This window comes from Streptomyces sp. NPDC027185 (assembly GCF_055567035.1).
Genome location: NZ_JBVHRF010000009.1, coordinates 293178 through 310819 on the forward strand (window position 1 = coordinate 293178; position 17642 = coordinate 310819).

Annotated in this window: 1 protein-coding gene (only partly in view); it reads left to right on the forward strand. The window is 69.6% G+C overall.

Annotated features, from left to right (window positions below):
- Window positions 1–17642, forward strand: partial view of a WXG100-like domain-containing protein gene (locus ACZ4M8_RS27320; RefSeq protein WP_467611811.1) — the beginning only. It continues 27751 nt past the right edge of the window; only the first 17642 of its 45393 coding nucleotides appear in the window; it begins with the start codon at window positions 1–3; its stop codon lies off the right edge, out of view.

Consider the following 17642-nt stretch of genomic DNA (forward strand, 5'->3'; position numbering starts at 1 on the left):
ATGGCCCTGATGCCCAGCCAGGACGTCATCAACGTTCTCAACAAGTTGGGCATGCAGTGGCCCGAGGCCAACGAGGACCAGCTCAGGGAAGCCGCGGACTACTACCGCCGGGTGTCCGGGGACTTCGGCGGTATCCAGGAACTGTTCGTCCAGGTCTCCCGCGACATCAGCGAGGGCTTCAGCGGCGAGACGGCGGATTCGTTCCTGAACCTGGTCAACCAGATGTGCGCCGGGGACAACCCGTACCTCGCCATGGTCGGCAAGCAGGCCGAACAGCTCGCGGAGAACGCCGACGAGACGGCCACCCAGGTCGAGTACGCCAAGTGGTCGGTCATCGGCCAGATCATCGCGATGATCGCGCAGATGGCGTTGATGGCCTTCCTGTCGTTCCTGTTCGGCCCCACCGTGATGCTCGGTATGAGCATGGAATACGCGATGGTCCGGGAGTTCATCGTCCAGGTGCTTACGGGGCTGGCGAAATCCGTCCTGCTGCAGACGGCCCTCGGCGCCGGCGTGGGCGCCCTCACCGACTTCGCCATCCAGCAGCGTCAGATCGACGAGCACCACCGCAAGGGGCACGACGAGAAGCTGCGCACCCAGAGCGTCGTCGGCGGCGCCATCGGCGGTGCCATCGCCGCCCCGTTCGACCTCATCGGCGTCGGCATCGGCAAGGCGATCGGCAACGCCATCGGCAAGGGCACGAAGGGAGCCCTCACGCAGGAGCTGAACCACCTGGTCGGCGGGGAGATCACCAACAAGTTCGGCAAGAGCGTCTTCGGGGCGGGCTCCAAGGTGGCGCCCGCGATCGGGGAAGGCGCGGAGGCGGCCGGCAAGGTGGGGGCCGCAGGGGAGAAGGGGCTGGCTGTTCCGCTCTCCGACGTGATCAAGGACCCGGCCGCGCGGGGTGCCTTCGCCAAGGACCTCGCCAACCTCCTCAGCAACACCCAGGCCCAGTTCGACCAGGGCTTCAAGAAGACCGGCAGCGGCAGCATCGCCGAGGCGTTCACCTCGAAGACCGAAAATCTCTTCGGCAAGCACCTGGGCAACAAGGAACTGGGCAAGGAGTGGGGTGAAGCGGTCGTCAAGCATTACCGGACGCCGGGTGGCGACCAGGCTCTCCTCAAGCACGAACTGTCCCAGATCGTCGCGAAGCAGGAGTACAAGAGTGCCCTGGGCGAGAATGGCGGGCACTTCTTCTCCCACCAGGTTCCCGACACGCTGAACCAGGCGATGAAGGACCACCTGCACGGCAACTTCCTCTACAAGGCCGCCGGTTTCGGTACCGGCGTGGCCCTGGACGGCGTCAACAACATGCTCGCCGACGGCGTCACCTCGTACGCCCTGGAAGGCAAGTGGGAGCTGAAGCCGGAGGCGTTCGCCGGCGGCGCGGTCCTCGGCGCCGCCGGCCGTGGAATCGGCGAGTACGTCATGCCGCCCATCAGCCAGGCCCTCGGCGCCGGGTGGGACAAGCTCGGTGGCTTCTACGACAAGTTGTCGGGCGGCGGGGACGCCCCGGCCTCGGGGGGTGTCAACAACGCCGATGAGACGCAGCACCTGCTGGCCCCCGACGCGATCTCCACCACCAGCACCACCAGCAGCACCGACACCGACGACGGCTCCTTCGGCACCGGAACGGACGCCTCGCAGGGACATGGCGGCGGCGCCCTGTCCGGGGGCCTGAGGACCGAGAGCGCGGACCTGGTGGACCTGACGGACACCGGGCAGGGGACCGGCAGCGGGAGCGGGAACGAGGGGGCCGCCCAGCCGAGCGGTGTGGTGAACCCGCAGGTCATTCCGCCGACGCCGCTCTCCCACACGACGATGTCGGTCACCCCGCAGCACAACGCACCGCACCAGGACGCGTCGGCCGGCACCGGCCAGGGCGTGCAGCAGCCCAAGCAGCCCGGCGCCGCTCCCACCGAGCCCAAGGCCAACGGCGCTCCGCAGCAGGCCCCTTCCACGAACCCGTCCGCGCCCACCGGCGTCGAGGCCCCGAAGCCCACCGTCACGACCTCCACGGACCACACCGCGGACACCTCCGTCACCGAGGAGCACCTCACCACCCCGCAGGAGACCGCCGGTACGCAGCCGAACGGCATCCGGACGGAGAGCGGTACGGAGAACGTCCCGGGGAGCGGCCCGGAAGCCCCGCACACCGCTACCGAGCAGTCCGGTGCCACCGAGCAGACGCCCACCTCGTCCACGTCCGCACCCTCCGGCGAACAGAGCGCCCACCACGACACCACGACGGAGCAGCCCGGCGCGCACGTCCCCGCGCCGAAGCGCTCGGTCACCGAGCTGGTCGACGCCCTGGAGCAGGCCCGTAACGGCACCGGTGACGACGCGCCCTTGCACCCGCTGACCCGCAGCGAACGCCAGGAGTGGGTCGAGACGCAGGTGCGGGAGGCCGCCGCGCAGGTCAGGCCGCCGCAGAGCTTCGACGAGGCCGCGGTCCGCCAGCAGGCCGAGTCGGACCTGACGGAGCTGCACGAGGCGCTGGCCGGGAAGTTCCACGGCACGCCCGAGGAGGGCGCCGGGCAGCTCGCGCAGCCGTCCTACGGCATGGTGGAGAACGCCCCGTCCACCGAGGAATCGTCGGCGCACGGCGAGCAGGGTGACGCGTCGGCGCCCGACGTCCCGCCGGCCGGCGCCGGGCATGTCCCGTCGCCGCCGCCCGAGTGGGCCGCGCCCAAGGACGGCGACGCCCGGACGGCGCGCGCGGAGAAGACGTTCAACCGCATGGCGGCGCAGCGGCAGGCCGAACTCACGGAGGAGCAGCACCAAGCCGCCCGCAGGCAGCGCTTCGAGGACGAATTCGACGCGTGGGGCGGGCAGTTGCTCGGCGAGGACACCTCGCACACCACGCGCGAGCAGCGCGTCCACGACCTCCTCGACTGGCAGGAACGCCGGCAGGCCGGCAGCGCCGAGGAGAAGCGGCAGCTCCTCGAATGGGCCCGCAACCAACTGCTGGAAGCCGAAGACCCCGATCCGCACGGCCGCATGCTGTCGCGCCTGTACGAGGCCGAGCGGACCCGCCTCGACAACCGCATCGACGACGGTGGCCCCGACCACCTCGACACTCCGGAGGCGCTGCGCGCCCGTCTCGACCGGCAGTGGGTGACCGAACACCACCTGGAGCAGCTCCACCGCTGGTTCGACAGTGTCTTCGACACCTGGCGCGGCCGCCTGTCCGCGGAGCAGCAGAGCCATCTGGACCTCCACGAGTCCGCCCCGCCGCGCGGCAAGGGCGAGGACGGTGCGGACGAGCCGCCCCAGCTGCGCACCCGCGGGGAGCGGGCACGCGAGCAGGCGTGGCAGGCGTTCGAGCACCGGGCCCGCGCTCTGGTCGCCCAGGAGCTGGGCGGCGGCCCGCTGAAGGCGTCGCCGCAGCGGCTCGTCGACGCGTTCACCCTGGCCATGGACGCCAAACTTCTGGGCCTGGGCGAGATCTTCCAGCAGGCACGCAGCGAAGGGGGCCTGCCGCGGCCCGACGCGAGCGACCGCCGGGCGCGCTCGGTCGTCGATCAGCTCGACGCGTCCGGCAAGATCCGCACCGACCTCGAAACGCTCTTCAAGGACGCCCTTGAGGACGTCACACTGCACGACGAGGCGGACGCCCACTTCACCACGGTGGTGACGGAGACCGCGCAGGCCCAGGCCACGAAGGACGGTCAGGGGGGCGCCTCCGAAGCCGTCACCGTTCAGGAGAGGAACGCGGAGTCGCTGCTCTCCGAAAGCGGCCGGGAGCGGCTGCGGCAGGAGTGGATGGAGCACCTCGCACACGACCGCCGGGAGAACTTCGGTGAGGCGGGCGGCGTCCGGCGCCGCTTCCACGAGGACGAGCTGCGGAAGCTGGAGTCCGAGTGGGAGGCGCGCCATGTCCGGGAGGTCCGGCTGCGGACCGACGAGTGGAAGCAGCAGGACACCGCCGAGCGGGCGAAGCTGAAGAGTGAGCACCAGGCGGGGGACACCGAGAGCCTGAAGAAGCAGGTCGCCGACTGGAAGAAGGAGAGCAGGAAGGCCGAGGCCAGGGCAGCGGCGGAGGCCAAGGCGGAGGCCAGGGCGAAGACGTCGCAGGAGCGGGCGGCCAGGGCCGAGGCCAAGGCGCAGGCCCAGGCGGAAGCCGAGGCCAAGGCCAAGGCAGCGGCGTTGGTGGAGGCGTGGCGCAAGGAGCGCGGGGCCGAGCTGGCGGAGCTGGTCAAGCAACAGAAGGCCAAGGGCGCCGACGCACTCGCGCAGCTGGAGAGTGAACGGCCGGCGCGGAACGCCGAGAGCCTGAAGCAGCAGATTCTCCAGTGGAAGCAGGACGGGGACACCCCGGCCGCGGTGCTGGTGGAGGCGTGGCAACGCCACCGCGCGGCCGACCTGACAGCCCTGGCCGAGAAGCAGCAGGCGGAACGGGACGCCCGGCGGGCGCCCCAGCTCAAGAGCTGGGAGGACGAGAGCAAGGCCGGCCTGGCGAAGGCGAAGGAGATCTGGCAGCGCCACCGTGCCTCCGAATTCGCCGAGCGCGACGCGACATGGGCCGACAGCCGTGCTGCCCGTACGGAAGAACTCCCGCACCTGATCGAGCTCCAGATCGCCAAGGAGACGGCTGCGAAGGACGTCATCGCGGCGGTCCAGGAGGCGGCGAAGGGGGAGTGGAAGACCGCCCTCGCCGAGATGAGCCCGGAATTCCGCGAGCAGTTCCAGCTCGACCTGCGGGAGGCCGACGGCGCCGCGCAGCGCACCGCGATGCTCACCCATGCCAAGGAACTGCACCAGCTTCTGGACACCTGGTCGCAGAACCGGGAGCACGACCCGCACGGCGCGGACCGGCTGATCCACGCGATGACGCGTCCCGAGGTCATCCGTGAGCGACTGGCGCTCTCCGTGGCCCGCAACGTCGCGGCGGACAACGCCCGCCACGAGGCGCGCCAGCTCGCCCAGCAGCTCATGCCGGCCGCGCCGAGCGATGCCGTGGACCGTTTCGTCACCGAACACGTCGAGCGGGTGACGGCGCAATTCGACGCCATGTTCAAGCCCGCCGCAGCGCCGACCGGCGTACCGGTCGGGACCGGCGGGACGCCCGCACCGGGTGAGCACGTCACCACCACCGACGACGCCGGTCAGGGCGAGAACACCCAGGCGACGGAGCCGGACGTCCCCAACGCGCAGCCCGAGGAGACCGTCCAGGACGGCACCCGGCCCGAGCAGCAGGACCGGCCGGAGGCGCCGGAGGGGGACGGCCCGCAGGGCGAGGCCGGTCAGTTCCCGCACGCCGACGAGTCCGGCGAACAGCCCCCGCAGGGCCCCGTCGACGACAACTCCGGCACCCCCGCCCCCTCCCTCCACGCCGACAAGCTCGCCGCATGGCAGGACGGTCTGGGCAGCCTGCGGGACGAACTCCCGTACCGCTTCGCCTTCGAGCTGGGCGCCACCGCCGGGATGGACGGCTGGCTGAAGAGCCTGTACGAGTCCGCCGCAGGCCGGGGCATCGACCGGGCGGCCCTGGAACGGCTCGAAAACCGCGAGGAATGGTTCCAGGCGTACCAGGAGCTGTGGGGCCCCGAGGACCTCAACGCCGACAACTGGCTCAGCCACCAGCGCGAGCACGGCACGAACCATGCCCCGGCGGACGAGCAGCCGGCCACCCCGACCGGTGCGGGGGCGCTCGTCCGGCACGGCTCGGGTACGGCCACCACCGAGCCGGCCGGCTCCGGCGACGTCACCACGACCGCCACGGAGCCGCCGCACGCCGGAAGGGCCACCGAGGGGGACACCGGGGAGGCGGTCGCTCAGGAAGATTCCGCTCAGTCGCCCCACAGCCAGGCGGACTCCGACGAGATCAAGGCGATGCAGCAGCGGCTCGACGCGCTGAAGCAGCTGGGCGGCGCTGAGGGCGATGAGTCCTCCGCCACTGGCCACACGCCCGTTCGCACCGACTCCGAGGAACTCCACGCCCGGCTGACGCAGTACGTGGAGAGCGGCCGGCTGCCGCAGGAGGAACAGCCGGGGACGGTCATCAAGGAGTCGGGGGAGGAGACGGGTCTGCTCATCGGGGCGCCGAAGGAGGCTGCCGCGGCATTCCGACAGGCCCCGTCCGAGGTTTCTCACGCCATGGACATCAAGTCCGGGAGCATGAGTAAGTGGCGCATCAGGTCGGGAAGGCCGCCTGAGACCCAGGGGTCTCAGGTGCGCCATTCCCGGTACGACGAGGTTCAGGCGCCCAGCCGTCGCAGTCAGTCTCCGGAGACGAAGCCGGAGGTGTTCACCGCGCATTTCGATGCGGAGGATGTCACCGGGGCGAAGCACGCGAAGACGGTGCTTCCCCTGGTCGCCAGGCGCCTGGCATACCTGGCCGCGGAAGCCAAGTGGGAGGGGCTGCCGAAGCCCGTCGCCGAGATCCACATCCGTGGTAACGCCGGCCCGGAAACTTCCGCTGCGAGTGGAGTGGCGCATTACGGAAAAAAGCTCGGCGAAAAGGTCGAGAGGACCCTGAACAGCTTGGTGCAGGAGGTGGAGGGCCTCTCGCTCGCCGAGTCGGACTTCACGTTCCAGGTGAAAGTTTCTTCCGCCGAAGGGGATTTCCGAACCGAGATCTCTCTTCACGCATTCCGTAAGAATGATTCCTTCACCCGTCCGGATCGTGAGGTGTTGCTGACGGAGAAGCGGACCGGGCGGCGGGTTCGCGTCAAGCTTGGCAGCCTCGACCACCGGCCGGTCCTTTTCAATGTTCCCTACCGGTACAAGGGGCGAGTATTCGACGGAGTGGAAGAAGCCAGCAATTCTGTCTGGGACTACACCGGGATAGACCTGGAGAGTCGACGATTTGCGCATATGGAGTCGAGCAGGGGAAGCTCGGGAACTGAGCAGCCCAAGGCCCGCCGCTGGGGCTCGGTCCCGTGGGAGGCGAACCGCTATCTCTACCTCGTGATCGCGCACGGGGAGCCCGGCAAGGCCCATCTGGCGGCGACGGACAACGACGTCACCATCAAGTACGTCGGGTCCGGGCGCGTCGTCGGCGAGATGGTGAAGAGGCGTCCCAGCGCCAGGAATCTCTGGAAGGCTGCGGCGAAGGCGGGAGCGAAGCCACCGCAGGGCCTTCTGGTCGCCTGCCAGGCGGGAGCCGAAGTCGCGCCCGGCGTCACCTGGGCGCAGCAGGCCGCGGATCGGGCGGGGTTCGAGTTCTGGGCGGCCACCACGGATCTGCTGCAGATTTTCGACCGGGAAAAGTACCAGGGAGCCGCCTTCGGTCTGGAAGATGACGAAGTGACCGGGGAGCCCGGCGAGTTCAAATTGTTCCGGCCGTTCTCCTGGACCAAGGCGGCGCAGCCGGCGTACGACGTACACACGAAGCGCAGCGATCTGCTGAAGCGTCTGCTGGACGACGGTGCGGCGAACGGCCTGGGTGAGCACGGCCTGGACACGCCGACCCGGTGGACAATGATCTTCGACAGTTGGCGGGCCCTCAGGGACGAACTGCGGGGACACCTCCTTGAGAACCCGTACATGCTCGTCGACTCGGACCTCAAGCTCTCGCGGGACGATTACGAGTTGACCCAGCCCGCCCTCCGCCGCGCCCGTGAACTGGCGGTGTGGGCGAGCAAGGAGATCGGCGAACTGAGCGCGATGCTCGATGATCCTTCTGTGGGGCTCCTGGATATTCCGCATGCGCGCAACCTGGCGTCGGCCATGCGAAGTGATATGGTCGCGCTGGCCCAGAAGGTCGACGCGCTCATTCCCGTATGGGACAACCGGTTGGGCGATTCACTCGACGACCCCCAGACCTCCGCGCTGCTCCCCTCCTTCCCTGTACAGGAAGAGGGAGGGCTCGGTGTCCTCGGCCCTCATAATGGCAATGCCGACGTTTTCTCATCGGAGCTCCAGCAGATCGAGGAGCAGGCGTACGCCGACGATGTCAACGCATACCTGGGCGCGTTCGGCGACTCCCAGAACCTGGCGGAGGCTTCCGGTTCTCTTCACGGCGGCGATGAGGCGCCTTTGGATGACGATTCCGACATCGTTCAGGGAATTCCCTCCGGTTCCTCTGCTCCGAATCAAGGGGCATTCCCGGTCGGTAGCGTAACGGTGGAGGAGCACGGTGCATTTGCCGATGACGCGTCATTCGGTGCGTCCGACGATGACTATCTTGATGTTCTGAATCGCTATGCTCCGCCGAGCACCTGGCGTTCCGGCGACTCCACACTGCCGGCAGGGCATGAGCCGGAGGGCGTACTGCGGGAGACGGGTGGTTCCGCTGCGCAGAAGTACCTCCCCGGCTCCGTCCTCTGGGACACCGAGCCGTTCCGCCTCGCCGCCTGGCACACGGATGACGTCCTGGCGGCGGTCGCGACGGTCGAGGAGGGCTTGCGGCGATGGGGAGCCGATCGTGACAACTCGTACGTGAAGGTGGAAACCCCGCAGGGGCCCGTGGTGCTTCATGCTGTCCGCCGAGACCACAAGGTCGTCTGGATCGATCCGCTCAATCCCCACACCGGCATCGCCGATCCTGTGTCCCTCCTGACGGACAAGGGGGCTACCGGAATCGCCGTCGTGGACCTCGACACCGAGGGCAACGTCCGGGCGGCATCGTCCGAGCTGAAGAGGCTCGGTCCGGTTGCTTTCCCGGAACTGCTGCCGCCTCCTTACCAGGAAGAGTCGACGAGCCGTCCGGAGACAGCCGGCCTCCCGCAGGGCTCACCGCTGGACCTTCTCATCGCCCAGTTGAAGGGTGTTCAAGAGGCGTTGTCCGTCTCCGCCGAGACGCACGAAGGGCACGGCGGCTCTTCCGGAGCCCAAGGCGCCGATGACGAGACTGCCCGGACCGTTTCCTTCTCAGGCGTGAACGGCGAGGCCGGGCAATCCGGCGCGACGGCCCCCGTGTCCGGTTCCATCCTCCGCGAGCCCGGCGCCCCCCTCACCGAGGAGGAGCGGCAGCGGAAGGTCACCTTCGCGCCGGTGGGTGAGGAGCCGGCTAGCACGGCGCGGCAGCACGTGGAGACAACGCAGCCCCCCGCCCCCCGGACCTCGCCCCCGTCGGACGCCACGCACTACACCGTGACTCCGGACGGGAAGCAGCTGGTGGTCTCGGACCACGAGTCCTACCTGCTCAACGAAGCCGCGCCTGGTGGGCCGGGTTTCGCCGGCGCGCTGTCCTACGCTCTGTCGACGGTCTCGCCGCAGCAGTACCGCTCCCCGGAAGGGGCGCGGCAGGATGCCTCATCGTCCGGGCGGGTCCGGGCGGCCCTCTCGGGCCCTCTCCTCCACAAGATCAAGCTCCATGAGCAGTTGGTCAGCGAGGAGACGTTGCAGGCCGCGGGCATCGTCCTCGAAGAGCAGGCACACCGGACGTTCGTGACGGAGAGCAGCCGCCAGCCGTCCGGGCTACCGGCGAAGCACTACGGGACGCTCGTCAAGCACCTGGTTCAGGGCGACGACTGGGCCGGTCTACCGACCTCGGACGTGGTCAAGGCCGCAGCCGAGGAGCTGAAGATCCGCATCACCCTCGTGGACGCGGACGGCCGTCACACGACGGTGGGTGATCCCGGTGACCACGAAGTGATCATCCGGTACGCGGACGGGAAGTTCCAGGGCGCGCGGCTCTCCGCCATCCGCCACATCCAGCGCAGGATCGCCGAGCTGGAGAACACCTACGACCAGCTCCGCGAGGAGCACGGCCTCCCGCCCCGGGACATCGGCGCCCTGACATGGAACCCCGGCCAGCCGGACACGACGGAGAACACCGGCCCGGCGGCCACCACGAGCACCGCCCCGGCGAAGCAGACCAGCACCGCTGCGGCCACCGGCGACGCCTCGGGCACGCCCGTACCGCGCACCCTGACCGAGGACGAGATCCACCGGTGGGTGGCGGAGGAGACCTCCGAGGAGAAGTACCGGGACTACCTGCTGTGGACGGACGCGGAACCCCGGTCCTACGCCGAGTGGCAGCACATGGTGGGTGCCCGGCGCCGGGAGTACCTGCGCGCGCTCCAGCGTTATGTGGCGTTCGCCCCGCGTGAGGAGAACGGCGCGCCGCCGAAGTCGGTGGACGACAGCAAGGTGAAGCCTCTCCCGATCGAGCACCTCGACGCCGACCGGCCGGTCTCGTTCCACAAGCCGGACTTCATGTCCTGGCCGGTCCGTAAGGACGTCACGGACGTCTTCGAGGACTCCAGCAGCCTGGCGCAGCAGGCGGACCTTCCGGTCGGTGTGATCACTCTGCGTGAGGTGGAGAAGGTCGCAGAGCAGTTGGTGGGCGGCCTCCGGGACATCAGCGAAGAAGAGCGCGGAAGGCTCCGCGACGCGCTCCTGATCGAGTTGAAACTCCGGCCGCACACCCTCTTCGGGCACGTGGGCAAGCAGCGTACGGACGGTGACACGAACGCGGCGCGCGCGGTGGGCGACGATGGCGCGCAGCCGACCGCCACCGGCAGCAACGAGGCCGGCGGCGGAACGGACCCTCTCTCCTCGGGCAGGAGCACGAAGGAACAGGTCACGCACGGCCGTACCTCGCTCGGCGACGGCGTGCGGCTGGAGTACACGACCTTCGACGGCAAGCAGCGGGTGCTGTACGTGAGCGCCGCCAATCACGGCCCGTACAGCCGCTATGCCGACCCGCGGGACGTCAAGGTCAAGAGCGGTACCAACAGCAGCGAGAAGGTCGGCAGTACGCACAACGTCCCGACCGTGATGCAGTTCGGCGGCACCTTCGGCATGACGTCCGGTGCGGGCTTCGGCGGCCTGGGCAGCGTGGGCGGTTCGGTGACCCTCAACCGGAACGCCCAGACCGTCGCGTCCCACGTCAAGCTCACCGACAAGCGTGCCATCGGTACGAGCGGCGGTTCGCACACCTACGTCAACGACGTGGTCTTCGAGGCCCAGCCGTACAAGACCGGCGTGGACGGGCGGCCGGTACGTACCGGCAGGCCGGTGCTGCTCACCGCCGGGAGCGGCTTTCAGTGGCGGGTGCCGGACGAACTGACGAAGGAGCAGCCGGAGAAGCCGCTGAAGCTGCCCGAGAAGATCACCCCGCGTGACGGCCTCTACCTCGATCTGGCCGTGCCCGAGCACGTCATCGTCAGCCCGGCCCTGCCCGACGTGGCGCAAGCCATGGTCACCGACCACGGCCAGATGACGCCGGACATGGCGGGCATGGCCACGCTCCACGAACACCTCGCCCCGCACACGATGCGCGAGAACCTGATGTCGGCGCTCAAGGGCCACACCCAGAGCGTCCCGCTCCACGACAACGAGAACCGGGCCCGCGGCACCCTCAGCTACACCTTCCGGGCAGCCCCCGATGCCCCGCTGAAGCTGGTGCGGCAGGTGGAGGGCGAGACCAAGGTCCAGCGGAACACCGCCATCGGCGTCGACAAGACCCGGTCGACGAGCACACAGATCACGGCGAACGCCGCTGCCGGACCGTCCGTCAACGAAGCCGGATTCCGTGCCCAGATCGCAGCCACCGGCTCACTGACAACGGGGCGGACCACATCGCTGACGGTCTCGGACAAGGCCCAGACACAGTACGGCGTCACGTCCAAGGGCACGCACGGCCTGTTCGTCCTTCAGGTGGAGGGGAAGCTCACATTCACACCGGGCCGCGAGATGGCCGGCTTCACGCAGGGCGAGGTGTCCCACAAGAGCCTCGCCGACGCCGGTCACCGCACCGGGGACAGCACCCCGCTCAGCTATACCTTCTCCGGCAGCGTCCTGCTGCGCCTGTCCGAGCAGGACGCCCGCACCCTGGGGGGCTGGGACAACAACCTCCGGACCGCCCCGTTCGATACGCAGGCGTTGCTGAAGCCGAAGCCGCAGGGCATGGCCGGGCCGCGCGAGCCACAGCGCCCGCAGGGGATGGAACACGACCGTCCGCTGATCCCCTCGACGCTCACCCACATCACCTTCACGGACAGCACCACGACCTCCCAGCTCCCCAGCCATCAGGGGAAGAAGAGCCGGACGGCCCAGCTCAACCGTCTCCTCAGCCGCAAACTGACTCCAGGGGCCCGAGGGGCCGGCGACCACGGTCCGGCGCCACTGAAGCGGTCGCTCACCCAGACCAACTGGCTCGTCGGTGACGCCGCCACCGCGTCCACCGTCTCCCTTCCGGAGCGGCTGTCGTCCTCCGGCCCGCGGCAGGCGGCGAACACCCCCCCGAGCACACCGGTCGAAGTCCCCGTGCAGCACTCCGGTCAGGTATCGGTCTCCCTGCCCACGGGCCCGCACTTCGAACTGCCGCTTCCGGACCGGAACACCCAGATCCAGGACTCGGTGCCGTGGCAGCCGTTGTCGGTGAAGATCCTGGAGAACGTGTTCGCCGCGGCGAGCGTGGACGACCGGGTACGGAAGATGGTCGTCGCCCAGCGCAACCAGCGCCAGCACACGGGATACGGCGTCCGGCTGGCGGCGTACCGCCTGGCGCGGGCGGTCGGACGGAACCCGGAGCCGCCGCGCTTCCCCACCCCCAACAAGAGTCAGCTCGAAGTCGAGAGCAACAAGCGCCGGATCATCATGTACGTGGACGGGATGGACACCCTCCCCCACAAGCTCATGGAGGGACGGCCTTTCATCCGCGACGGCCGGTGGGTCCACGAGTCGGAGGGGCTCGTCTTCAGCGCCCGCCGCAAGGGGCCACTGCGCAACCGCGCGTTGGTCATGACGGCGAAGCTGAAGCTGTCCCAGAGCACCTACCTGGGCCTCTCGACGGCCCGCGCCACCAGCGGCGCGATGTCCAGCAGCCGGGACTTCACCTCCACCACCGAGACCCAGCAGGGCTGGCAGCTGGGTGTGACCGCCGACGGCGGCGTCAAACCCCTCGAAAAGACCAACCTGGTGATGGCCGGGGCCTCCGGCACCTACGGCAAGACCTACACGGGCAAATCGGAGACCGGCTGGAGCACGGGCACCGAACACGGTGCCTCTGCGGAGCCGCGTTCCCATCTCTACCGGTACACCGGCACGTTGGAACTCACTGCCGCGGGCCACGCCGTGGCACGCCGGTGGGCGCGGGCACTCTGCGGCCGGCTGTTCGACATCCCCGCGCACGAGGTGAAGCTGAGCGACGCGGGCGACGGCAAGCTCGTCATCGAGGTGCACGCGCTCGTCCACCACCCCGACAGCCTGATGCCCGGCAACCTGCGGCCGCTGCCCCCGCGGCTCACCGAGCAGCTTCCGTTCCAGCAACAGACGGCGACGGAACCCGGCGCCACCCCTCAACTCCAGCAGGCCCAGCGCGAGGTGCGCACCCTGACCGGTGACGCGGCGCTGGCCTTGGTCAACGGGGCCGGCGAGCAGTTGCCGGCGACCGTCTTCCAGGCACCGATCCGTCCGCTGGTCCCGACCGGTGACCTCGTGAAGGTCATCAGGGACATCGCCCTGCCGATGTCGGCTTCCCTGAAGAAGGGACTGAGCACCCCGGGCACCCACATCCATCAGACGCTGACCCGGCAGTTCGAGAACGTCTCCCCGGCCACCAGCGACGCCGTCATGCTCCTGCCGCACAACGGCGCCTTCGGCGACCAGATGGCGATCACGGTACGGGCCGGTATGCGCGGGCCGTATCCCATCGCCGTCGTCGACTCCGGACTGGAGCTCAAGAACAGCGGCTCCAGCTCCCACGGCGTTGGCCACGGCACCGGCGTCACGACGAACCTCAACGCCTTGATACAGGCGACGGGCGCCACCGCCTCCCACGCCGGCCAGCCGGGCGGCCATCAGGTGACCCACGGAGCGGCCCTGATCGCCACGTTGTTCAACCGCGGCACCACGCACACCCACTCCGACAACCTCACCGTCAGCTCCGGTGTCAGCGAGACCCGCACCGGGCGCAAGCTGCACCTCGGCTTCGAATCGGTCGGCTTCCACGTCGACGTGAGTGTGAAGTCGCTCGACCCGATGCGTGCGCTGCTGTCCACCGCGCCTCTCTCCGGCAGCGGAGGCGCCGTGGTGCACGGCGGCGCCGAGACCTACATCGACCTCGCCGACGCCATGCCACTCGGACTGATCACCAACGGTCTGCCCGCCCGCCAGGAGCCGCGGTCCCGGTGGTCGCCGCCCTCGGCCACGTCCGAGCTGATGTTGCTGCGCGGCAAGCTCGACCCCGAGCCCGTGCTGGACGCGCTCGCCGCGAAGCTGGGCGGCAAGGCGCTGTCGCAGAACCTCCTGTCCAAGGCGGGGGAGACCCGCCTCCAGCTCCGCGCGCTGTTCACGCCGGACGGGATCAAGGGCTACTACCAGCAGCTCGCCGGCGACGGAATGCACTTCACCACGTCCGACGGCGATCTGCTGGTGCGCCTGCGGCCCGGCGAGGCCCTCTTCCGGCGCACCCTGGACGAGGTCACGCTCGACAAGGACATCAGCGTCTCCCTCACCAAGGCCGGCGGCGTCACCAACTCCGTCACCCAGAACGTCACTCTCACCCTGACGGACACGGCGCTCACCCAGCCGAACGACGCCGGGGGCAAGGCCCCCAGCGGACCCGGGATGGGCAGTGCGTCCACCGGCGCGGTCACCAAAACCGAGAGCCGCGGGCAGAGCAGGACGGTGACGGTCGACAGCACCAGCGCCCTGTCGATCACCGCCACCTTCGTCGAATTCCTCGTCGGCCATGTGCTCGAAGTGACCCACACCGACGCCGCCGGCAACCGGGTCAGCGCGGAGAAGGACGCCGGGTCGCTGTTCCAGCTCCACCCGGAGTCGCTGCTGACCCCCGCCCAGGAGCCGTCCGAAGGCGCCCAGCAGGGCACCGCCTCCTCGGAGCAGGAGCCCGCCGGGCAGGTCGCGGCGGTCACCCCCGCCGCGGCTCCCCAGGTGCGGCAGCTCACCGGACCGGTGTCACCGACACAGTGGCAGGCGGAGCACCACGCGCTCACCCAGGCCCTCGCACACAAGGACGTGGTCTTCCTCGACGGCTCCTTGGGCGGGGAGAAACTCCGGGAACTCCTCACCGCGGCACTCGACCGCGCCTCCGGCCGGCAGATCCGCTACACCGAACCGGTCAAGGACACGGCCGGCACCGGTGCCCCGCAGCAGCGGTCCGTGCTGGGCAACAGCAGCCTGACCCGGCCGGGAGAGGGCGCCGCCCGGAAGCTGGCCTACCAGAACTCCTCGTTCATCCTGCAGCCGGCGTTCCCGGAGATCTTCAGCAAGGGCGGATGGCAGCAGCCCGCGTTGCAGGGCGGTTCGCTCATCGGCACCTCGTCCGGCGCGGTCACCCTGCACGGGCGCGCCGGGCAGGCCCGCCTGGAGTTCACCGGCGTCGTCGACGACCTCATGCACGTCTCGGACCGGCGCATCACCCACACCGAGCAGCACAGTCAGGGCTCCACCATCAGCGGCAGCATCCTGCCCGCGGCCGCGCCGGCGTACAACGCCCAGCCCGTGCCTCTCAACTCCCGGACCCAGACCTCGCTCCCCACCCAGGGCGACACGGCGAGTACCCAGCACGCCACCTCCAGCGCCTTCAACTCCACGTTGCTGCCGAAGCCGGAGCGCCTCATCAAGGTCCGCACCAAGCTGGACTTCCTCGTCGAGACGGAGGTCGAAAAGCAGAAGCTCAAGAAGTTCGCCGATGCCGTCGACCGGACCGTCGACGCCGTGACCGACGCCGTCAAGACCGCGGCCAAGCGCAGCGGCACGCCCCACGAGACGCCCCTTCCTCAGCCGGACGACACCTCCACGACGCCCGGATCCTCAGCCGCCACCGTTTTTTCCCCGGGTGGGAGTGTCACCGTCCTCATCCCCGAACGTGTCCTGCGCGAACTGGGGCTCCTCCACGACGACAACTTCCCCCCGGCGCTCACCGAGGCGTACGACCACGTCAAGGATGTACGGGAGAAGCGCGACGAGGTCGTCAAGGAGCGCAAGGCCGCGGAGATCCGCGCCGAACGGCTCTACGAAGAGCTGTACGACGCCCTCCGTGAGGCGCACCAGGTACGGGAGGGCACGGCGGGGAAGGACCACCGCACCCCTGAGGAGATCGACAAGAGCTACCGCTCGGCCCAACTGCGCCTGGTGGAGCACGAGATCGAACTGACCGCGCTGCGCGCCGAGACCGAGCGGCTGAACAGGGAGCTGACCAAGGCCGAGCTGAGCGCCGAGGAGCAGCGCGCCTGGTACCAGAAGGATGCCAAGGACCGCGACGACGCCGACAAGCCGGCGCCCTACACCTGGGACAAGGAGGAGAAGGCCACCCGCCGCCCGCTGGCGAAGCCGGCCGGCGAATCGCTCGTCCCGGTCGCGCCCCGGTCCGCCTCGCTCCTCACCGACGCGCAGGTGGGAAAGCTCATCGCCGGCAGCCGCTCGCAGGGCGCCCTGTGGCCCGGCAGCGCCGTCCCGCCGGCCCACCTCGCGCTGCGTGAACAGCTCAAGGCCCACGCCCTCGACGAGGCGCTGCGGGAGAAGACCGCCGAACTCCACGAGGCGCAGGACGCCGCGGCCGACGACACGACCGCCACCCCCGAGGAGCGCAGGACCGCCCAGGACCTGGTGGAGCTGCGCCGCGCCGAACTGGCCTACCTGGAGCAGACCCGCAAGCAGGCCGTCCAGGCCGCCGAACGCATTCAGCAGGCCCTCGACACCTTCGCGGCCCAGCAGCGGGCGAAGGGCGAGGCCGAAGAACTCGTCCAGGCGCAGGAGCAGCACCTGCGCGACGGCGCCCTGATCACGCGTACCGATGACGTCGAGGGCCGTCTCCGGGAGGCCCGCGCCGCGCTGGACGCCGCCCGGAAGGCGTACGAGGAGGCGGGCGCCGGGGAACAGGGCACGCCCAAGACCCGTGAAGAGGCAGGCACCGGGACCGAGACGCAGCAGGCAGCCCGGGAGGAGATCAACCGGCAGCTGGAGCGGATCGAGCGCCTGGAGCGCGCCAAGGCCGTGGAGGACGCGGTCATCCCGTTCGCCGAGGCGCAGCAGCCCTCGTCGTTCCCCGAGCCGCCGCTCGTCAAGGAGTTCGCCCAGACGCACGGCGACGCCGTCCAGCGCGCCGTCGACCACCTGGCGGAACTGGACAAGCCCCAGCTCTTCACGGAGAACGAGCAGACCGACCCCGACGCCCCGGCCACGTACACCGGCCCGGACGGCACCGTCTACGAGGCCGTGGTCCCCCACGATCCTCAGAACCTCGAGGCCACCAAGGGCGAGGGACTGTTCCTCTCGCTCTACCAGGGCCTCAAGGACCTCGTCGCCGCCGGCTGGTCGCCGGAGGGCAAGCCGTTGGAGCAGCAGTTGCTGGCCGAGGGCGACGGCGGTGAGCTGTCCGATATCTCTAAGGAGCTGCGCAAGGCGCTCGCACAGCGGCTGCGCGACGACGCCGACGACCCCGGATCCTGGATCAACTACAGCAACGACACCGGCAACACCCTGCTCCAGTGGGACCCGGAACTCGACGTCTTCAGCCTCGCGGACCTCAAGGCCGCCGGGATCGTCCTGTCGCCGGAGCACCAGCGCGAGTTCGACCAGGAAGGCGTTCTCCACCCCAACGCCGTGGTGTCCCACAAGTCCCGGGCGAAGCTGCTGGCCCGTCAGCTCGAACTCCCGGCCCACGACAGGACGCGCCGTGAGGGCCATGAGGAACGCGGGAACAACGATTCCTACTCGGTGCCGCTCCTCTTCCAGAGCCTCTACGGCGTGGATGTCCGCGTGGCACGCCCCGAGGTTCC